General features: G+C 40.7%; 26 protein-coding genes, 1 tRNA gene and 1 other RNA gene. 9 read left to right on the forward strand and 19 right to left on the reverse strand.

Going from position 1 to position 19,678, the window contains the following annotated elements; all coding sequences use genetic code 11:
- Positions 1-79: 79 nt before the first annotated feature.
- From trhO to H538_RS0111350, 4 genes are all read right to left on the reverse strand, one after another.
- Positions 80-1,006 (reverse strand): oxygen-dependent tRNA uridine(34) hydroxylase TrhO, encoded by a 927-nt coding sequence (trhO, locus tag H538_RS0111335; RefSeq protein WP_026677701.1) that lies wholly within the window; start codon positions 1,004-1,006, stop codon positions 80-82.
- A gap of 190 nt (positions 1,007-1,196) precedes the next feature.
- Positions 1,197-1,271, reverse strand: a tRNA-Arg gene (locus H538_RS0111340).
- A gap of 65 nt (positions 1,272-1,336) precedes the next feature.
- The gene (locus H538_RS0111345; RefSeq protein ID WP_026677702.1) at positions 1,337-1,720 is read right to left on the reverse strand and encodes a DUF2203 domain-containing protein; all 384 of its coding nucleotides are present in this window, start codon (positions 1,718-1,720) and stop codon (positions 1,337-1,339) included.
- A gap of 121 nt (positions 1,721-1,841) precedes the next feature.
- Positions 1,842-2,129, reverse strand: a complete 288-nt coding sequence (locus tag H538_RS0111350) for a hypothetical protein (RefSeq protein WP_026677703.1) — start codon at positions 2,127-2,129, stop codon at positions 1,842-1,844.
- Between the two features lie 280 nt (positions 2,130-2,409).
- On the opposite strand from H538_RS0111350, the gene H538_RS0111355 reads away from it, so the two are divergent.
- Positions 2,410-2,685 carry a YciI family protein gene (locus H538_RS0111355; protein ID WP_026677704.1) on the forward strand — a complete coding sequence of 92 codons (276 nt, stop codon included), beginning with the start codon at positions 2,410-2,412 and terminating at the stop codon, positions 2,683-2,685.
- Between the two features lie 46 nt (positions 2,686-2,731).
- Here the strand turns inward: H538_RS0111355 and H538_RS0111360 are convergent, their stop codons facing one another.
- On the reverse strand, positions 2,732-3,505 hold the full coding sequence (locus H538_RS0111360; protein ID WP_026677705.1) for a class I SAM-dependent methyltransferase: 774 nt from the start codon (positions 3,503-3,505) through the stop codon (positions 2,732-2,734).
- A 154-nt stretch (positions 3,506-3,659) separates the two neighbouring features.
- Between H538_RS0111360 and plsY the strand changes: the two genes are divergently transcribed.
- A complete protein-coding gene (plsY, locus tag H538_RS0111365; protein ID WP_026677706.1) occupies positions 3,660-4,247 on the forward strand; it encodes a glycerol-3-phosphate 1-O-acyltransferase PlsY in 588 nt (195 codons plus the stop codon).
- 110 nt (positions 4,248-4,357) lie between these two features.
- Here the strand turns inward: plsY and H538_RS27125 are convergent, their stop codons facing one another.
- Complete coding sequence (locus H538_RS27125; protein WP_407636386.1) at positions 4,358-4,618, reverse strand: YMGG-like glycine zipper-containing protein; 261 nt, start codon at positions 4,616-4,618, stop codon at positions 4,358-4,360.
- Between the two features lie 34 nt (positions 4,619-4,652).
- On the opposite strand from H538_RS27125, the gene H538_RS25525 reads away from it, so the two are divergent.
- The gene (locus H538_RS25525) at positions 4,653-4,799 is read left to right on the forward strand and encodes a YjcZ family sporulation protein (RefSeq protein ID WP_081412644.1); all 147 of its coding nucleotides are present in this window, start codon (positions 4,653-4,655) and stop codon (positions 4,797-4,799) included.
- 32 nt (positions 4,800-4,831) lie between these two features.
- Here the strand turns inward: H538_RS25525 and H538_RS0111375 are convergent, their stop codons facing one another.
- Complete coding sequence (locus H538_RS0111375) at positions 4,832-5,263, reverse strand: BrxA/BrxB family bacilliredoxin (protein WP_407636392.1); 432 nt, start codon at positions 5,261-5,263, stop codon at positions 4,832-4,834.
- Between the two features lie 53 nt (positions 5,264-5,316).
- The gene (locus H538_RS0111380) at positions 5,317-5,937 is read right to left on the reverse strand and encodes a cysteine hydrolase family protein (RefSeq protein ID WP_051291444.1); all 621 of its coding nucleotides are present in this window, start codon (positions 5,935-5,937) and stop codon (positions 5,317-5,319) included.
- A gap of 157 nt (positions 5,938-6,094) precedes the next feature.
- On the opposite strand from H538_RS0111380, the gene H538_RS0111385 reads away from it, so the two are divergent.
- Together H538_RS0111385 and H538_RS0111390 are read left to right on the forward strand one after the other, a co-directional pair.
- Positions 6,095-6,421: a DUF485 domain-containing protein gene (locus tag H538_RS0111385; RefSeq protein ID WP_026677710.1), complete on the forward strand. Its 327-nt coding sequence runs from the start codon at positions 6,095-6,097 to the stop codon at positions 6,419-6,421.
- A complete protein-coding gene (locus H538_RS0111390; protein WP_026677711.1) occupies positions 6,422-7,960 on the forward strand; it encodes a solute symporter family protein in 1,539 nt (512 codons plus the stop codon).
- Between the two features lie 42 nt (positions 7,961-8,002).
- Here the strand turns inward: H538_RS0111390 and H538_RS0111395 are convergent, their stop codons facing one another.
- From H538_RS0111395 to H538_RS0111410, 4 genes are all read right to left on the reverse strand, one after another.
- On the reverse strand, positions 8,003-9,406 hold the full coding sequence (locus H538_RS0111395) for an amino acid permease (protein WP_026677712.1): 1,404 nt from the start codon (positions 9,404-9,406) through the stop codon (positions 8,003-8,005).
- 147 nt (positions 9,407-9,553) lie between these two features.
- Positions 9,554-10,414 carry a CvfB family protein gene (locus H538_RS0111400; protein WP_026677713.1) on the reverse strand — a complete coding sequence of 287 codons (861 nt, stop codon included), beginning with the start codon at positions 10,412-10,414 and terminating at the stop codon, positions 9,554-9,556.
- Positions 10,415-10,511: 97 nt separating this feature from the next.
- The gene (locus H538_RS25530) at positions 10,512-10,661 is read right to left on the reverse strand and encodes a YycC family protein (RefSeq protein ID WP_081412638.1); all 150 of its coding nucleotides are present in this window, start codon (positions 10,659-10,661) and stop codon (positions 10,512-10,514) included.
- 44 nt (positions 10,662-10,705) lie between these two features.
- On the reverse strand, positions 10,706-12,394 hold the full coding sequence (locus H538_RS0111410; protein WP_026677714.1) for a formate--tetrahydrofolate ligase: 1,689 nt from the start codon (positions 12,392-12,394) through the stop codon (positions 10,706-10,708).
- A 169-nt stretch (positions 12,395-12,563) separates the two neighbouring features.
- Between H538_RS0111410 and H538_RS0111415 the strand changes: the two genes are divergently transcribed.
- Both H538_RS0111415 and H538_RS0111420 read left to right on the forward strand, forming a co-directional pair.
- Positions 12,564-12,893: a 2Fe-2S iron-sulfur cluster-binding protein gene (locus H538_RS0111415; RefSeq protein ID WP_026677715.1), complete on the forward strand. Its 330-nt coding sequence runs from the start codon at positions 12,564-12,566 to the stop codon at positions 12,891-12,893.
- Between the two features lie 104 nt (positions 12,894-12,997).
- Positions 12,998-13,246 carry a DUF2564 family protein gene (locus tag H538_RS0111420; protein ID WP_026677716.1) on the forward strand — a complete coding sequence of 83 codons (249 nt, stop codon included), beginning with the start codon at positions 12,998-13,000 and terminating at the stop codon, positions 13,244-13,246.
- 26 nt (positions 13,247-13,272) lie between these two features.
- Here H538_RS0111420 and H538_RS23685 read toward each other — a convergent pair whose 3' ends face one another.
- Positions 13,273-13,566, reverse strand: a complete 294-nt coding sequence (locus tag H538_RS23685; RefSeq protein ID WP_026677717.1) for a DUF6123 family protein — start codon at positions 13,564-13,566, stop codon at positions 13,273-13,275.
- 65 nt (positions 13,567-13,631) lie between these two features.
- Positions 13,632-14,294, reverse strand: coding sequence for a reverse transcriptase-like protein (locus H538_RS0111430; protein ID WP_026677718.1), 663 nt, complete (start codon positions 14,292-14,294; stop codon positions 13,632-13,634).
- 143 nt (positions 14,295-14,437) lie between these two features.
- Here H538_RS0111430 and H538_RS0111435 point away from each other — a divergent pair, with 143 nt between their 5' ends.
- On the forward strand, positions 14,438-15,361 hold the full coding sequence (locus tag H538_RS0111435; protein WP_026677719.1) for a DMT family transporter: 924 nt from the start codon (positions 14,438-14,440) through the stop codon (positions 15,359-15,361).
- On the opposite strand, the gene H538_RS0111440 is transcribed toward H538_RS0111435, so the two are convergent.
- The 3 genes from H538_RS0111440 to H538_RS26455 all read right to left on the reverse strand — a co-directional run bounded on the left by H538_RS0111440 (position 15,358) and on the right by H538_RS26455 (position 16,691).
- Positions 15,358-16,248, reverse strand: coding sequence for a 5'-3' exonuclease (locus H538_RS0111440; protein WP_026677720.1), 891 nt, complete (start codon positions 16,246-16,248; stop codon positions 15,358-15,360). The two genes, H538_RS0111435 and H538_RS0111440, sit on opposite strands and share 4 nt — an antisense overlap.
- 82 nt (positions 16,249-16,330) lie before the next feature.
- A non-coding RNA gene (gene ssrS, locus H538_RS25535) (6S RNA) lies at positions 16,331-16,515 on the reverse strand.
- A gap of 35 nt (positions 16,516-16,550) precedes the next feature.
- Positions 16,551-16,691, reverse strand: a complete 141-nt coding sequence (locus H538_RS26455; RefSeq protein ID WP_169729204.1) for a hypothetical protein — start codon at positions 16,689-16,691, stop codon at positions 16,551-16,553.
- A gap of 123 nt (positions 16,692-16,814) precedes the next feature.
- Here H538_RS26455 and H538_RS0111450 point away from each other — a divergent pair, with 123 nt between their 5' ends.
- Positions 16,815-17,069 carry a hypothetical protein gene (locus H538_RS0111450; RefSeq protein WP_026677721.1) on the forward strand — a complete coding sequence of 85 codons (255 nt, stop codon included), beginning with the start codon at positions 16,815-16,817 and terminating at the stop codon, positions 17,067-17,069.
- Between the two features lie 45 nt (positions 17,070-17,114).
- On the opposite strand, the gene gabT is transcribed toward H538_RS0111450, so the two are convergent.
- Complete coding sequence (gene gabT / locus H538_RS0111455; protein WP_407636393.1) at positions 17,115-18,425, reverse strand: 4-aminobutyrate--2-oxoglutarate transaminase; 1,311 nt, start codon at positions 18,423-18,425, stop codon at positions 17,115-17,117.
- Entirely contained in the window at positions 18,422-19,675 is a 1,254-nt protein-coding gene (locus tag H538_RS0111460) for a peptidase (protein WP_026677723.1), read from the reverse strand. The genes gabT and H538_RS0111460 overlap by 4 nt, the downstream gene beginning before the upstream one ends.
- Positions 19,676-19,678: the final 3 nt, after the last annotated feature.

A 19,678-nucleotide genomic window follows, 5' to 3' on the forward strand; every position in this document is an offset into this window, starting at 1 on the left:
GCCTTTTATCTCGATGCCGGCAAACTTATTCCCAAAATGAAAAAAAGCCAGCAATAAAGCTGCTGGCTGTCTCAACAATTTACTTTTGTGCACTTTCCATTTTCTTTTCCAACTCGTAACGGTTTCTCGGATGTTCCCGACATTCATCTGAACATGACCGTTTATATTTCTCTTCGCACTCAACGCAGCAAACATGCTGGCGGTTGCATTCCGGATTCGCACAGTTTACATAACGATCTTCCGGTTTACCGCAATAATAACATTTCGCAATAACAACATCTTCTACCTGGTTAATCGGAACTGAAATTCGTTCATCAAAAACGTAACATTTTCCTTCCCAGAGCTGGCCTTTTACTTCCGGATCTTTACCGTACGAAACAATGCCGCCGTGAAGCTGGCCAACATCTTTAAATCCTTCTTTCAGTAAAAATCCCGTGAATTTTTCACAGCGCACCCCGCCCGTACAATAGGTGATGATTTTTTTGTCTTTATATTGATCTAAGTTTTTCCGAACCCATTCCGGGAATTCCCTTGACGCTTTTACGTCAGGGCGTAGGGCACCGCGGAAATGTCCGATTTCATATTCATAATCATTTCTTACATCGACAACGACTGTATCTTCATCTTGCAAAGCTTCATAAAATTCTTTTGGACTTAATCGTTTTCCCGTTAATTCATATGGCTTGACGTCTTCTTCCAAACGCCAGGTTACGATTTCTTTTTTCGGGCGAACAAATATCTTTTTAAAGGCATGCTTTTCAGACTCGTCTATTTTAAATTCAATGTCCGAAAAGCGCGGATCTTTTCGCAAATCCTCCATATATTTGTTTGTTTGTTCAACTGTTCCTGAAATTGTTCCATTTAATCCTTCTTCCGAGACGAGAATCCTTCCAAGAACCCCAAGCTCCTTGCAATACTTCAAATGTTCTTTTGCAAAGTTTTCCGGATCATCAATTGGAACATACTTATAGTACAATAAAATTCGATAAGGCATTTCTTTTTTCATCTTAATCACCAACCTGCAACGTTGAATTTTTTGAGGGTTAAATAAACCTTATCCTCACATGACATACGGTTCAAAAAGGAGGATGAAATCCCCCGGGCTTTTTGAACAACTTCTTAAACCATAGAAAAAACCACCGGTAGTATACCCTGTGGCATCTTGTAATATTCAATATCCAATTGAATGAATTTGATGGCGCGCCCACCAGGATTCGAACCCAGAATACGAGAGCCGAAATCTCGTGTGATATCCATTTCACTATAGGCGCACTTACCGTCACGAATAATATCATAACGGATTTTCAAATTAATTGCAAGGATTTTTTATTATCCTTTAGTTTTTCAAGGATTTTTCACTAATCAAGCCATTATGTATTCGGTGGTACTTAGTAATCGACGGATCCCCTTGTCTCCATCGCAACAGAACCTCTTCATTATTGATAATGGCTGGAAAATCTACGAGCCCAAATTGAATATCCCTTAATTGCACACCGAACGATTGAATTTTATGTATGTAAGATTGCGCTTCCATTTCCAATAATTCCAACTTGCTTTCAATCATAAAAAATTCTTCAGTCGGAGGATTGGTGGAATTTTGCATCCGTTCAAGCTCATCCACAAACGAATTAAACGCTTTTTGTAATTTTTGAAGTGCTTCTAACTCCTTTGTGATTACAGGTAAGAGTTGATTCGCTTCTTCAAGGGCAAAGTATTTCATAAACAACCTGAGATGTACCCTCCTTTGATGTAAGTAAATACATGTTTTATTTTATTATACCAATTTTGAATTGAAATTGAAAAAGAAAAAACAAGTTCTTACGTCTCCAAAAGAACTTGTTTTACCCTTGTGCTCTCATCATTTCTTTTTTCGGCTGCTTTAAATCTAGATAAAAATTACGTATCACTTCATCTTCAAGCAGTTCAGGAAAATCGCGTCTATATTCAGAACTGATCAATATTTGTTCGACCAAATGACAGGAATGACGGCGCAGTAATATTCGAAGAGTGTGCCATTTTTCATGCTTTGATTTCAAATGGAATTTGGTCATGAAAAGCATAAGTCTATCATCCTTGCTGAATTGTTGATCTTTTCTTTTATACAAATTGATGCTAATCATGTTTTTCATAGAGAACACTCTCCTTTATTTTTCCGCTTTTGTACCATTATTATTCAGTTTTTTTGGAATTATACTTGTCCTGAAAAAATAATCTATCTTTTCTATTAAATGAACTTAATAGAAAAAGATTTTGGTACGAGGCAGATGCAACAACACTCCAATATTTATTTACTTTATATATATTATACCATGACATTAGGGAATATTTCTATTTTTCAAAAAACTTTGCCACCTCTTTTCTTTTTTTACATTTCAGATGATAATAAACATGAACAGGAGGAGATTTCAGATGAAATATTTTGCCGTACAATTACCAATGTTAGACGAGAAAAAAAGCGCCGATTATAGGGAAAGCCATTTGCGTTACCTTGAAGAATTGACGGAAAAAGGGCATATATTTACATACGGCCGCTTTGTCGACGGTTCGGGTGGTCTTGTTATTTATCAAGCCGACGATTTAGAAACCGCCACCAATTTAGCGAAAAATGATCCATACGTCTTAAACGGTGCACGGGACTATGAAATTAAAGAATGGGCCATGAACACGGATGTGGTAAAGAGATAATTCTCAAAAAAGGAAGCATCTTTCTATCTGAAAGGCTTCCTTTTTGTTAGGTGAGTTCAATTGTCCCGTAATGAAATTTGGCAGAGAGTCGCTTGATTTGCGTAAAACCAAATTGCTCAAATCTTTTACTTTTATAATGGTCCTTTAATACAACGCGCTCTTTTGCTACCCTTTTCGCTTCTTCAATGACTTCAGATGAGAGCGGTGTATAAACGGCCATCGTTTTTAATCCGGCCATTCCCGGGGAGGCAATCGTTTCTTCAAACATTGGATCGAAGTACACGACATCATAGCTGTTTTTGTCCAATTCTTTTAAAAGCTGAAGGTGATCCATCGATACGACGGTAATTCTCCTCATCGCCGCATCCATTTCCTTACTACCACTTTCCCACGTCTCGAGCCCGGCCTTAACAATATAGCCTATCGCAAAATTCGCTTCTATACCTACTACTTTCCCCTCTTTACCGACGGCTAAACTTGCGACAATGGCATCAGAAGCGAGTCCTAACGTACAGTCTAAAACGGATTTCCCTTTTTTTAAAGAGGCCGCCAGTACAAACGGATCATCTTCCCCCCTTAAGAGTCGTTTAACACGAAACATCGATGAATTTGGATGAAAAAAAAGCGGGTCTTGATTTCCTAATGGATGAAGTGTTAGCTTTTCTTTTCCGACCATTAATACATGATCTTCATAATTTTTTTGCAAAGAAACTAACGACTGATTTTTTCGTGAAATAAACGGAGAGGAAAGCTCATTTGCGATTTTTTTTGCTTTTTCAACCAGTGGGGCATCATACTTTCCTGCAGTAGTTACGATCATTTTCCTCATCTCCTATTCTATCTACGTATACCATAACTCAAATGAGTTACCGATAAACCTTATATGCCATTAGCCGATTTTACATCTATTCGAATCAAAAAATCAATTATATAATGAAGTTATAAGGCACACATGTATAAAGGAGGCTATCTTTTTGCTCATTGCACTTATTATCATATTATCTTATCTTATAGGTTCTGTGCCGTTTGCTTTAGTCGTTGGCAAATGGGGGTATGGGGTTGACATCAGAGAACATGGCAGCGGAAATTTAGGGGGAACTAACACGTTTCGGACACTCGGCGTCAAAGCCGGGTTAATCGTGACAATTTCAGATTTATTAAAAGGGACACTGGCCGCTTCCCTGCCCTATTTTTTTCATGTTTCTGACCAATTTCATCCTTTGCTTGCGGGGATCCCGGCAATTATTGGACATTCTTATCCGATTTTCGCAAAATTTAAAGGAGGAAAATCGGTTGCCACTTCTGGGGGCACTTTATTATGTGCTGACCCGATCATGTTTATTATCGTCATCCTTATCTTTTTCATTACGCTATACATTTCGAAATATGTCTCCCTTTCATCCATGGTCACGGGTGTTTGCGGCGTCATTTACACGATCTTTGTCGATGATTGGACATTAAGGATCTTCATCTTTTTAGTTGCCATTTTCCTTATCTACAAGCATCGAAGCAATATCGTCAGGATTTATAACAAAACGGAACCTAAAGTGAAGTGGCTGTGATAAAAAAAGCATTCTCATGAGTGCTTTTTTTCATTTCTAAAAACTTCCGCATCTGTCCGTTTCCAATCGTGATAGATGTACATAAGTTATATGGAGACGTTTACCTATAGTTATTTCAATATTGGAGGGACAGAAATGGAAAATAAAAAACATATGCCAATCACGAACCACCAAAACCGCCCAATGAACATGCCACCGAACATGAACATGCCGCCGAACATGAACATGCCGCCTAATATAAATATGCCAATGAATAAACCAATGAACGTTCCAATGAATGCTCCTATGAATGCGCCACTCAATAAACCAATCAATGCCCCGCTTAATGCTCCAATCAATGCGCCAATCAATGCACCGATTGCTAAACACATTAGTTGCGCCCCGCCGGTTATGACGTGTGTGCCGATGTACGGATATGGCGGATATGGCGGTTATGGCGGTGGGTTCGGACCTGGATTTGCCTTAATTGTCGTCCTTTTCATCCTGTTGATCATCATCGGCTGCAGCTGTTGTGGCTTTGGAGGACGTAAAGGGGAGGTGTGCTGTAATTAAGTAAGAAAAAGGCGGATTTCTCCGCCTTTTTCTTACTTACAATATTCGTTATACGCATTGATTAAGTTCGCAACAATTTCTTCCGCACTATGGTCTTCGATTTCATGGCGATGGATGAAGTGGACAACTTCAGTGCCTTTTAATAGGGCCATTGAAGGAGAGGATGGCGGATAGCCTTCAAAATAATCTCTCATTCTTGCTGTCGCTTCTTTATCCTGGCCAGCGAATACTGTTACAATGTGATCCGGTTTAACAGAATGAGAGAGCGAATGGATGGCGGACGGTCTTGCCAGCCCGGCTGCGCAACCGCAAACCGAGTTCACAAAAACAAGCGTCGTTCCGCTTACCTGCTCCATAAATTCATCGACTTCTTCCGCTGTCGTTAACTGTTTAAATCCGGCATTTGTTAATTCATCTCTCATTGGTTGTGTAATTTGCTTCATATATTCTTCATATGCATTCATGTTCATTTTGTAGAGCCTCCTGAATTCCTTGATTCATTTCATTATATCGAATTTCATGCATCATTGAAACTTTGAAGTTTTGGCGAATTGTTCAAAAGAATGGTTGCGCCAAGCGCTGTTTGAAAATGTTGAAGCGCCCATTCATGGCCAATCGGATTGAAGCTTTGCACGGCATCTTCGTGAATAAATAGTTTAAATCCTTTATTGTAAGCATCTACCGCAGTATGCAAAACACAAATATCTGTACATACACCGATAAGATGGACCTCTGAAACATTTCGCTCCCGAAGCACAAGTTCGAGATCTGTGCCGGCAAACGCACTGTATCTTGTTTTATCCATCCAGTACACCTTTGATCGTTCAGACTCATTCAATCCTTCGAGTAAACAGCCAAGATCGCCATACATCTCTCGCCCTTTCGTTCCCCTGATATTATGTGGTGGAAACAAATTGGTTTCTGGATGATAAGGATCTCCTTCTTCGTGAACATCCACCGCAAGTACAACAAACTCGCCATTTTGAATAAATTCACGGGTGATCTCGACCATTCTTTTTTCTATCGATTGCCCGACAGCACCACACGTCAGTTTCCCGTCATTTGCAACAAAATCATTCGTATAATCAATCACAATCAATGCTTTCACTCGTATTCTCCCCCATCGGTATTTTGTCATTTTTAAATAGTATACACTACCTGATGATGGACAAAAAAGATAGACTAACGCTTAACTGATGAAATATAATAATAGTGGAAAGATTCTAACAATACCAGAATGTGAGGTGAATGGACTTTTTTCTTTCAATACATGAATGAATCAGGGGGGGAATTGGATGTTATCCGAAAAGAACTTCTCGGACAAAGAAGTAAATTATTCTAAAATTGCCTCATCTTCTTTATTTAAAACACTTCTTCGCTCAAAGAAAAACTTCATTTTGCCAATGACGATCTTCTTCTTCGTATTCTACTTTGCCTTGCCTGTCATGACTTCTTACTCCACGGTATTAAACACAAACGCGCTTGGTGACATTACATGGGCCTGGATTTTCGCCTTTGCCCAATTTGTGATGACATGGGCTTTATGCATTTTTTATTCAAAAAAAGCTGCCAGGTTTGATTCAATCGTTGATGAAATTAAACGTGAAGAGGAGTTGGGGTAGATGAACACGACTGCGTTTATCCTGTTTCTCATTATCGTTGCTTTAACATTAGTCATTACGTATTTTGCCGCCAAACGCACTAACACGACGAGTGAATTTTATACCGCAAATGGCGGATTGACGGGTTGGCAAAATGGATTGGCAATTGCCGGTGATTACATGTCTGCTGCATCTTTTCTAGGGATTGCCGGTTCGATTGCCTTAACCGGATTCGACGGTTTCTTTTACTCGATCGGCTTCCTTGTTGCCTATTTAGTCGTTCTTTATCTCGTTGCAGAGCCTCTCAGAAACCTTGGAAAATATACGATGGCCGATATGATTGCTGCCCGTTTTAACGATAAAAAAGTACGCGGGGTTGCGGCATTAAATACGATGACGATTTCTATTTTTTATATGATTGCCCAACTTGTCGGTGCTGGCGCCTTAATAAAGCTTTTATTAGGATTGTCATATACGTCATCTGTGCTCATCGTCGGTGTTTTAATGACGGTTTACGTCGTATTTGGCGGGATGATGGCTACAAGCTGGGTGCAAATCGTTAAGGCCGTTCTGCTGATGGCAGGAACCTTTCTTATTTCAATTATGGTGTTTGCCAAATTCGACTTTAATATCACGTCGATGTTTACCCATATGAAAACGGCGACTCCTCTTGGGGAAATGTTTCTTAACCCGGGCAACAAATATAAAGTTCCTCTTGATACGATTTCTCTCAACCTTGCTCTCGTCCTTGGAACAGCCGGGCTTCCTCATATACTTATTCGTTTCTTTACGGTAAAAGATGCCCCTACTGCAAGAAAATCGGTCGTACACGCAACGTGGATCATTGGACTTTTTTATATATTAACCGTTTTTCTTGGCTTTGGAGCCGCCGCTTTTGTCGGAACTGAGAACATTGTTAAGGCAAATCCTGCCGGTAATATGGCAGCCCCATTACTTGCCGAGTCACTTGGCGGCGACTTTTTATTTGCATTTATTTCCGCCGTTGCTTTTGCTACGATTCTTGCGGTCGTCGCCGGTCTCGTATTATCCGCTGCATCCGCATTTGCACACGATTTTTATGGACAAATTCTTCGCCGCGGAAATGCAACTGAAAAGGAACAAATGAAGGCGGCGAGATGGGCTTCGGTAGGCGTTGCCGTTCTATCTATTTTATTGTCGCTTTTTGCGCAAAAATTAAATGTGGCTTTCCTTGTCAGCTTAGCCTTTGCTGTTGCCGCCAGCGCCAATTTGCCAATCATTTTGCTCACAATTTTTTGGAAACGTTTCAATACTACAGGAGCCGTAACAGGAATGCTTATTGGGCTGTTCAGTTCTTTACTTCTAGTGGCAATCAGCCCGAGCGTCTGGTCACCAGTTCCGGGGAGTGCTATTTTTGTCGGGGATCCGATCTTCCCATTGGCCAACCCCGGCATCATTTCCATCCCGTTAGGATTTATTGGGGCCTTTCTTGGAACGATTCTTTCTTCAAAAGAAATCGATGAAAAGAAATTTGATGAAATACTTGTCAGGGCCAATACGGGGATCGGAATTAAAAAATAACAAACACCGGAGGAATTTTTCCCTCCGGTGTTTGTTATTAGTTTATTTTCGGGTTGATTTCCTGACGATCGGATAAAAGATAATCCCGCAAGCCAGCATACCGATCCCGAACAAGAATGTTTTTAAATCGGCTGTCCCGGCTTTAATCACCCAGGCCGAATAAATCGTTGCCGCAATCGAAATGACCCCATCCACAAAACGGGCGCGACTGAATCTATTTTCATAGGTTTCACCGCTGAAGACAAGTTTGACTTGATACAAGCATGCAAATACATAAGGCACTAAAAACGCAAGCGTTGCGACAAAAATGACAAAATTATAAGCATCTGCCATTGAATGGGAAACAACTGAAAAAATAAATAATTGCGTAAAAATATTTGTCATCGTTAATGAAAATACAGGGGTTCCTCTGCCATTTTCTTTTGCAAAAGACGGTAAGAACATTTTCCGTTTTGCCGCCTGATAAGGAACTTCAGAAGAAAGCAAAATCCAGCCGATTGTCGCGCCTAAAAGAGAGACCATTCCAAGTAAAGCCATAATGTAACTCCCTGAAGGGCCGATGACCGTCGAAAGTGCATCGACAAGCGGCTTTTGTGAAGCAAGCAGCTCTTTCTTCGAAAGTGTGCCCATGACGAGAAATGTGATACTAATGTAAAGAATAAGCGCTAAAATAAGACCAAATATTGTTGCCTTTTTCACATCACTTTGTTTTTTTGCCCGTGTTGAAAATACAACGGCCGATTCAATCCCGATAAATGCCCATAAAGTCGCAACCGCGGCATGATTGATCTGGCCAACAAGTCCAATCGTATGACCTGACGCTTGATCGATTCGTCCTTCGGCAAATGGCGTTAGGTGGCTAGATTGAAAAGCAAATAAACATAAGACAATAAATAGAGCAAAGCCAAGTACTTTAGCTGCCGTTGCGGCAAGGTTCAATTTCCCGGCACCGCTTACTCCTCGTAAAATAATATAATGCATTCCCCATAAAAGCATACTGCAAACAAGAAATGTTATAAATCCTCCCTCCGTAATAGCGGCACTTCCAATTGAAAATAGACGCCTTTGGCTCGTCAATATCGGGAAAAAAGTAGATAGATAACTAGCAAATGTTGTAATGATTGCCACATTCCCTGCGAAATTAGCCACCCAATATCCCCAACTGACAAGGTAGCCCAAAAGTAGGGAACGTTCCGTATTTGGCTTAAATAAAGCGAGTGCATAATTTTGCGGGCCACCATTGAGTGACGGCTTTCGAATGCTTAAATTTCCAAAAACTAATGCCGTCAAGAGTACGCCAATTCCGGTAATGAGCCATGCCCCAAGGACTCCCGCGGGGCTTGCCACTTCCGCAAGCGAGCGAGGCAGCATAAAAATTCCGGAACCGACCATGTTTCCGACAACAAGTGCAGTAAGGACCCAGAGTCCGAGCCTTTTTTCTTTCATGATGTATCCTCCCAGATGTACAAACAAAAATTACATAGTTTAATTAATTCGCTATCACAATAGTACATTAGCAAACTAAAGTATACAAGTAGTTTATTTTTCCAGCAAAAAACAAACACGTACCATGTTACCGGCACGTGTTTGTTTTTATATTTTTAAAATGGTCTGCCCATCTTCTTGCACAATTTTATTTTCCTTCATTAGTTTTCCAAGCGCCCTTTTAAACGCTGCTTTACTAATATTAAACACCTGTTTAATTTCTTCTGGATCGGACTTGTCCGTATAAGGCATATAGCCTTTATGCTCTTTTAAATATTGATAAATTTTCTCTGCATCTTCATTATATGCATGTTCTTTTCTTGGTCTCATCGAAAGGTTAACCCTGCCGTCTTCGCGGACAAAGGCTACCCTGCAATCAACCAATTCCCCAAGCCTCAAGGTTTTCGTCATTTCTTCATGATGAATGAATCCGATCCATTCTTTCTCAGTAAAAACAAGAGCGCCATATTCATTTAAGCGATAAACTCTCCCTTTCGTCATTTCGTTAAAACTATCTTCATCTGCGCTCACTGCTTGTTCAACCATTTCTTCTTCCGTCGCCAAATCAGCAAATAGCCGGCCTTTTTTATCCAATTTCAATCCACAATATAATTCATCCCCAATTTCTGGCCATTGGCTAAATTTGTGCGGAAGATCATCCTTTGACAACAGAACATCTTTACTGATTCCCATATCCAGAAAAACCCCAAGATTGCGCCTCGATCCGACGACTTTTAGCCAGGCGAGAGAATCAAGCCGCACTTTAGGATTTGCCATCGTTGCAGCAAGCCGGCCTTCGTGATCCTGGTACAGGAAAACTTCAATTTCTTCGCCTTCTAAAAGTTCCCTTAAAGCCTCACGTTTATGTAATAGCACATCTTCCTGTCCGTTTGACAAAAAATAGCCAAATTCGGTTATACGCTCTACTTTTAGTTTATGGATTTCTCCAGCCCGTAATTGCTTATTCACTATCATCTTCCTTCCTCTCATCAGTCGTTCATATTTAGTATGTAATAAACGCGGAAAAGGATAAACCTACTTACGTGATGAAGTAGGCTTATCATTCTTATTTGTCGTTTTTTTCTTCCTCTTTAGCCGCTTCCATCATTTTTTGTACAAGAATGTGCTGCGGCATATGCATTATTTCTTCAATCGGCACCTTTAATTTTTCCGAAAGCTTAATGGCCGTTTCAGCTGAAATTTGATTTGGGCGCATTTAAATCCCCTCCGTAAAATCATTATACCAAAGAGGTCAGCATATTAAAATAAACCGATGGCATTCCCATCGTCCGTAACATCCATATTTAATGCCGCAGGCTTTTTCGGCAAGCCCGGCATCGTCATGACATCACCGGTTAAAGCGACAATAAAGCCCGCGCCAATTGATGCTTTCAGCTCTCGAATGGTAATGACAAAATCTTTTGGACGACCGATTTTCTTCGGATCATCCGACAAAGAATATTGTGTTTTCGCCATACATACCGGCAGCAGTCCCCATCCTTCATCATCAAACTGTTTTAATTGGGATATTGCCTTTGGTGAAAATTGGACACCGCTAGCTCCATATACTTTTTCGGCTATCGTTATAATTTTTTCTTCAAGAGACATGTCAAGAGTATAAAGTGGTTTATACTCATTCTTTCCAGTTTCAATTACTTCAATTACTTTGCGGGCAAGAGCCTCTCCCCCTTCGCCTCCTTTTAACCAGACATCCGCCATTTCTACCGGAATATTGCGATCACGACACCATTTTTCGATATACTCGATCTCGCTTTCAAAATCGTGAACAAAATGGTTAATGGCAACAACGAAAGGAAGTCCGAATGCCTTAATCGTTTCAATATGTTTTTCTATATTAGCCATTCCCGATGCGAGGGCGGCTACATTTTCATCTTGCAGTTTATCTTTTGGCACGCCGCCATGCATTTTCAACGCTCTGACGGTCGCCACAATGACGACCGCGCTCGGCTTAATATTTGCAGCGCGCGCCTTAATATTTAAAAATTTCTCGGCACCTAAATCGGCTCCAAATCCAGCTTCTGTTACGACATAATCACCAAGTTTTGCTGCTATTTTTGTCGCTAATACACTATTGCAACCATGCGCAATGTTAGCAAAGGGGCCGCCGTGAATGATGGCGGGTGTATTTTCTAATGTTTGAACAAGATTTGGCCTTAATGCATCTTTTAAAAGCAAAGTTAATGCCCCTTCTACTTTTAAATCGCCGACAGTCACCGGCTTTTTATTGTAATCATATGCGACAACCATTCTAGACAACCGCTTTTTCAAGTCGTTCACATCGTTTGCCAGGCAAAAAATCGCCATCACTTCTGAGGCAACCGTTATATCGAAGCCATCTTCACGCGGCACACCCTGCACCGGGCCACCAAGGCCAACGATGATGTTTCTTAAAGCTCTATCGTTCATGTCCATCACTCGTTTCCAGACGATACGGCGCGGATCGATATTTAATTCATTCCCTTGATGAATATGGTTGTCAATAAGGGCAGCCAGGGCGTTATTCGCGGTAGTTATCGCATGAATGTCACCTGTAAAATGAAGGTTAATATCCTCCATTGGCATCACCTGGGAATATCCGCCTCCCGCTGCCCCTCCTTTCATTCCCATACTTGGCCCAAGGGAAGGTTCCCTCAAGGCAATGATGGCTTTTTTGCCAATTCGATTAAGAGCCTGGCCAAGTCCAACCGTAACCGTGGATTTCCCTTCTCCTGCCGGTGTTGGATTAATGGAAGTGACTAAAATGATTTTTCCATCTTTTTTTGTTTTTAATTTTTCAATTAGGCTTAAAGATAGTTTTGCTTTATATCGTCCGTACGGTTCCCAATCCTCTTCTTCAATGTGAAGTTGCTTGACGATTTCTTCAATGCGGACCATTTTCGTTTCGTGGGCAATTTCAATATCCGATTTATATTTAATTTTTTCAATCATGTCAGTAACTCCCTTTAGCAAGAATACAATCACCGCTATTATTTTACATAAAAATTGGGCAAACAGCCAATTAAACCGCTTTCAAAAAGTGGCGAACTTTCTCTTTTTTAGTTTATACTGTTGAATAAAGCAAAATCATTAAAAATTTAAATGTTTGGAGGTAAAATGAATGGCTACAATTACGGTTGAAGGATTTGGTGAATTTCAAATTGAAAAAGGCAGAAAACTTGTTACCGCTTTAGAAGACAACGGAGTGGATATTCTTCATCGCTGCGGCGGGAATGCAAAATGCACAACATGCCGGATCGAAGTATTAGAAGGTGACTTTGGAGAAATGAATGAAAAGGAAAAAGCGAAGCTTGAATCCGCAGGGCTGATTGACCAAAACATTCGATTATCATGCCAGGTGCTTGTCGATGGAGATGTGACCATTCGTCCGGTCATGACGGTTACTTCTGAAGGAAAAGACGCCGGTCCACGACCTTCAGAAGAATTATAATCCCTTTAAAATATTGGATGAAGCAACCGTTTTTCCCTTCCCGGTCTCTGGATAAATCATCACATTGTACATAAACTAAAAAGGGAAAAAGGAGGGTGAAAAACATGGGAGAACCTTATAATGATCTTATGCAAGTCAAAATGTCGATCAAGGCTGCCGAACGGATGATCGGGCAGGCGACGATGAGCATGGATCATGACCAGCTAAACGATGCTAAACGGGCATTAAATGACGCAAAGCATCAATATCAAAATGCCATAGGCAATGCTACTGGTGTAGATAACATGTTTTTAGCGCATTGCGGCGAATTAATCAGCCAGTGCGAACAACAAATAAATGAAGCATTGCGTTAAAAAAGAAGCGAGATTTCGCTTCTTTTTTACTTTAAAACTGGTTCACCGATTTTGTTTTCAAACAAGTTTCTACAATAACGGAGGGCACTTTTTTTATTCGTGATCTTATGCTGCTTAAATGCTTCCAAAAGCGCAATGTAATAACTCCCATCAAATTCGCGTTGTACTTTCAATGTATATTCAATGGCAACTGTTACGAGCGAATCGTCCGCATCCGTTAAATATTTGCCGAATTCAACAAACGCTTTCTCACTGTCCTTTAATTTGATACCCTTTGATGCAAGAAACATTAAATAGTCTTCCAATGAATTATGATGCACTTTCCATCCATCCAATCTTGCGAATCTTCATTTCATACTTAGAATTGTATCAATTTAAAGTATTATTAATCAATCATTTCCTTTTTTGCTTCGATTGAAATGTTGCTAAGTGCCTGCGTCGCGAGAAAATCGGCTTCTTTATTTTCATTTCTCGGGATTAATTCAAAAATCGGGGTCAACCCCAGTTTCTTAAGCTTTGCTTCAATTTTATCCATCCATCTTTGCAATTCTTGTTCGTAACAGGGCCATTCGTCAGTCATTTGATGGATAACGACCATGGAATCTCCCTTGATCGTAACGGTAGAATGATGAACGCCAAGTTGTTCAAGCTCGTTTACAAGTAGCCAGAGCGCCGCATATTCCGATTCATTGTTGGAATCAATCTGCTCCAGTGAAGCATTAACTCTATAGCGGTATCTCTTTTCGTTTTGTTCATAATAGATGACAGCTCCCTGCCCCGACTTTCCATCATCTTTCTTATAGCCTCCGTCAAAGTAACAAACGACGTTCATTGGCACTGTTTCCTTTTCAGCAGCCAATTTTTGAAGCTCTTTTTTCGACCAGTATGTACCATTTTCGTCTATAAACATAATCGTGCCAAGTCTTCCTGTCCGTTCAATATCCAGTGCTGTACGAATAGCCTCTTTCAGAGAGAGGGAATCGGAGACAAATCGTATTGTATGGCTTGATTTCGCCGGCTTATAGTTCCATTCAATCGTTATTTTCATTTTTCCTCCTGTTATTCACATTCTTAAAATATTTAAAAAATTCCCTTCCTTTTTTTGAATGATTCATTATAATAATGAATATTAGGTTTTAAAGGAAGAGGAACGGACAACCATCATAACCATCATAGAAATAAGGTGATAACTTGAAAAAATCAATTGTTGCGGATGGAAGTTTATTATTTGTTGCATTTATTTGGGGAACTACATTCGTTATCGTCCAAAACGCCATTGCTTTTCTAGAGCCGTTTTCCTTTAATGCCGTCCGTTTTTTTATTGCTACTGTATTTTTAGCAGGTTGGGTTCTTTTATTTAACAAATCCCTTTTCAACACCCTTTCGAAACCACTCATTTTTAGAGGAATTGCCATCGGGTTCTGGCTATACTTAGGTTACGGGTTTCAAACGTTGGGACTATTGTACACAAGCTCATCAAAAGCCGGCTTCATTACCGGGTTAAGCGTCGTGCTCGTACCCGTTTTATCCGTATTTTTCTTTAAACAAAAGTTAACGGTCCCGGCATCTATTAGTGTCGTGCTTGCCGTTGCCGGTTTATACATGCTTACTATTGGAAACAGTTTTCATTTAAATGTTGGCGATTTTTTTGTATTAATTGGCGCTATTTCCTTTGCCCTGCAAATTATTTTAACAGCAAAATATGCGAATTCCTATCCTGCCATGCTGCTTACGATCGTGCAATTACTTACAGTAGCTATTTTAAGTGCGCTGTCCAGCCTCTTTCTTGAAAATTGGAAAAACATTTTCCAGCCTGCGATTCTCGGCAAGAAAGAAGTGTGGATCGCTCTTATCGTCACTTCCTTGTTCGCGACCGCCATCGCTTTTTTAGCGCAAACATACTTTCAAAGCTATACGACGCCGACAAGAGTGGCTTTAATTTTTTCTATGGAACCGGTTTTTGCGGCATTTGCCGGCCTTTTATGGAATAATGAAACGCTTGGCGCCAGGGCGGTCATCGGCTGTTCCTTAATACTGATCGGAATGATCTTATCTGAACTGCCGATCAAACAATGGTTTATGAAACGTAAAGAAAAAGAGTGGGCAAATTTTTAGCCCACTTTCACTTTTATTTCCAGTTTTAAAAACTCCTGCTTCATTTGTTCTTTGTCGAGATTTAATTTGCATTCATCCAAATTTAGCTGAGTGATCGTTGGAACATCGTTATATATCTCACATAATTCTTTGCTTAAAAATGCCATTTCCTTGCCTGAAATCAATTTTTTCAAATAACGTTTATATTTTTGGTCAAGTTCTTCTATATTTTTATAGATTCCTTCGACCGAGCCATATTGCTGGATTAACGGCAATGCTGCTTTTTCACCAACTCCCATGACTCCTGGAATGTTATCGCTTTTATCGCCAAGGAGCGCTTTCACATCAACCCATTGTGACGGTTCAATTCCATACTCCGTCCTAAAATGATTGACTGTATATTTTTGTTCTTCCCTTTTTGAAACGATAATTTGGGATGTTTGTTCACATAACAACTGAAGCAAGTCTCTGTCATTGCTGTAAATGATGCATTCACCCGTTTTTTCCTTTCGCCAGCGTGACACAAATGTTCCGATAATGTCATCTGCCTCATATTTTGGAATCGTAAATTGCGGTATTCCTATTGCTTCAAATAAAGAAATGGCTGTTTCATATTGTTCTATAAGTGGCTCCGGCAATTCATTTCTCGTTCCTTTATATTGTTGAAACTTCTGCCTTCTGATCGTTTCTTCCCTTTTTACATCCCAGGCAATCGCCATATGAGTCGGGTTATAATTTTTGATAAGCTGCACTAGTTTTTGCATTTTAGTCCGCAGGCCGTTAATAAATAGCCCCCGTGAATTCCTTTGTAATTCATGGAGTTCTTTTCCGTAAGCCGTTGCAAAATAGCACCTGCTCAATAAATTGAAGCCATCTATTAAAATAAACGTTTCTTCATTTAATTCCATCTTAATATCCTCCAAACTATCATTAAAAACCGCGATTATACAAAAAAACGACCATTGCGTTAAACAATGGTCGTCGATTGTATGTATACCCGCTCAGCCGTAACTCTTATTGTCTTATAAACCCGTTCTCACAGGTGGGTATTCGCAGCTGTGTTTCCATCTTCCTCTACCGTGTTTGGAGGCACGATGTAATGACAGTCATTTAGAATTCCCTTATTATTTACATCGGTTTAAGACAGTTCAGAGTTACTAACATCGCAGGTCTTTATTATAACTCGTTTTTTTAGAAATGTAAACAGCCCTTATTTTGTTTTTTTGCCATGGTGCATTTTCTTTACTTCGACTTCTGCGTAAGAAGCAAATTCAGTGTCTGAGCGCTTCTCCATCTGTTTTGCATTGTTGTTTCTCATCGCATTGGCATTCGCCGGTTTTGTTCTGCCCATTAGGAATCCCCCCTTATTATTATCATTTGTCGATTCGTAAAAATTAATCATCATCCGTTTTAGCTTTTGATGTCATAATTTTCCTCGGCCCTGGGGAAAATAATCTTAAGGAGGCGTATAAACATGACTCACCCTTATTTATGTCCGAACTGCAAAACGAATCGAATGCGGTTTAACATTATCGAACAAAATGCATCGGCAGTGAAACTTGACCCTTCTTCAGGCGAAGTCGTTCATCATTACGAAAAAGACGAGCCACTAGACCCTTTCCATTTGCCGTACAAAGGATCGAAGATTATGGTTCAATGTGCCGTTTGTGGTGTGGTAGGCGAAGAGGAAATGTTTATAAAGCGGGCAGAAAATAATCCATTAAAATAAGATGAACAGCAAGCCTGTTCATCTTATCATTTGAAAATCCCGCGGTTAAAAAGAAACTCGCGGATTGATCTTTAATAGCTGTTCTTCCATTATGTTCAAGCCTTTTTCCAATTGTTCGTCGGTAATAACAAGCGGTGAAAGAATGCGGATGACATTGCTGTAAAGCCCGGCACCCATGACGGCAACTCCGTTTTCATTGCACGTGCTAATGATTTTTTTCGTCAGATCGCTATCCGGCTCTTTCGTTTTTCGGTCTTTGACAACTTCAAGAGCACACATGGCGCCAAGTCCTCTCACGTTTCCGATAAACTCGAAACGTTCTTCCCATTTTCTAAACGTTTCCATTACTTTTTCGCCGATCATGTTCGCCCGTTCGATCAGACCATCTTCTTCCAACATCTCAATCACTTTAAGGGCAGCGACGCAACCGAGCGGGCTTCCACCGTATGTTCCACCAATTTCGCCTGGAGCCGGTGTATCCATAATTTCCGCGCGTCCCGTGACCGCTGAAATCGGAAGGCCGGCCGCAATCGATTTCGACATTGTCATTAGATCTGGGACGACATCAAAATGTTCCATTGCAAACATTTTACCCGTTCGGCCAAAGCCGGTTTGCACTTCATCAGCAATCAACAAAATATTATGTTGGTCACAAATTCGCCGGATCCCTTGAACAAATTTTTTCGATGGAATGACGAATCCGCCTTCCCCTTGAACCGGTTCTAATAGAATAGCGGCAATTTCATCAGAAGGCACTTCTCCTAAAAAGAAGTTTTCAAATTGGTTTAAAATCGCCTCATCCATTTCATCGGATGTTCGGCCGTCGCGATAATAATACGGATACGGCATTTTATACGTATCTGGCGCAAAAGGGCCGAATCCGTATTTGTACGGTTTCACTTTACTTGTTAAAGACATGGCGAGTAACGTCCGGCCATGGAAGCCGCGTTCAAACGAAATTATTCCTTTCTTGCCTGTATATTTTCTTGCTATTTTGACCGCATTTTCAACCGCTTCAGCCCCGCTGTTTAAAAAAAAGGTTTTTTTATGATGATTGCCCGGAGTAATTTCATTTAATTTTTCCGCGAGTTCAATATACGGTTCATACATCATAACGTGAAAACACGGATGAATGTATTTATCCAGTTGATCTTTCAGTGCTTCCACCACTTTAGGCGGGCAATGCCCGGCGTTTAACGTGCCGATCGCCCCGGCAAAATCGATATACTCCTTTCCTTCAACATCGACCATTACCGCTCCTTCTGCTCTTTCAACAAAGGAATGGATCGTATTAAAAGGGCCTCTCGGCACACTCAAGTCTTTCCGTTTTAATAATTGTTCCAGCCTTTTCACTATTCTTTCACCCCGCACCAATCGATAATGGTAAGCGCAATAATTTCCGCTGCTTGATATACGTTTTCTAGTTCTATATATTCATTCGGATAATGAGCGAAAGCCGTTACACCAGGCCCGAAAACGACTGAAGGCGTATTACCGACATTCGTTAACAATCCGCCGTCTGTTCCCCATGGCGATGCTTCGATCACAGGTTCAGATCCGCAAATGTCGCGATACCGCTTCATTAAAATATGCATCAATTCATGTTCAACATCAATTTTTCCAGGAAGCCATTGTGCGCCAAACCATTCAACTTCAGGTGGATGTTCTCTCAGCCAGTCATCATGAATGGAGGAAACTGCTTCTTCCAGTTCTTTTTTTACTTGTTCCAACGTTTCATCCGGAGCGACGCCGATCCTGCCTTCTAATGTAACAAGGTCTGGTGCCATTGATGGCCAATCGCCTCCGGAAATTTTCCCGATATTGATCGGAACCGGAATAGGAACATTTTTATAAAGTGGATCAGTTATTCGTTCATTCCTTGTTTTTTCAAGGGTGAGAATCGAATCGACTACCTTCATCGCTTTCTCGATCGCACTCACCCCTTCATAGCGGGTTCCTCCATGGGCGGAGCGGCCTTTTACATCAATGCGAAACCACATCGATCCTTGCTGGGCAGGGAAGATTTTCATATTTGTCGGTTCAGGAATGAGTGCGGCATCTGCTGTATATCCTTTTAAAATGGCAGCCAACGTGCCCGCGCCTCCGCTTTCTTCTTCCATTACACTATGGAAAATAAGATCTCCTTTTAATTGAACGCCAATCGCTTTTAAACATTCAATGGCAAGAAGAAGGGAAACATTTCCGCCCTTCATGTCGGTCGATCCTCTTCCATAGAGCTTGCCATCTTCGATTTTGCCGCTATATGGATCGTCCGACCATTGCTTCATATCCCCGGGAGGAACTACATCAATGTGACCGTTTAAAACAAGTGATTTTCCGCCGCCTGTTCCCTTCCAGACGCCGACTACATTCGGGCTGGTGGAAAAGTCCGTTCTCGTCGCACAAAAATAAGGATGATTAATAAATTCATCACCATCCGGATGCCAAAAATCAACTTCAAGGCCGATAGACTCCAGTTTCTCTGCTACTTTTTTTTGGATTTCGGCTTCATTTCCTTGCACGCTGTCAAGTTGAACTAATTGTTGCAAAAATGTTGCGGCTTCATGACGATGCTCATTTATCCAATGCTGAATTTGCTCTTTCATCTC

This window comes from Fictibacillus gelatini DSM 15865 (genome assembly GCF_000430745.1).
In the GTDB taxonomy this organism is placed as follows: Bacteria; Bacillota; Bacilli; order Bacillales; family Fictibacillaceae; genus Fictibacillus_A; species Fictibacillus_A gelatini.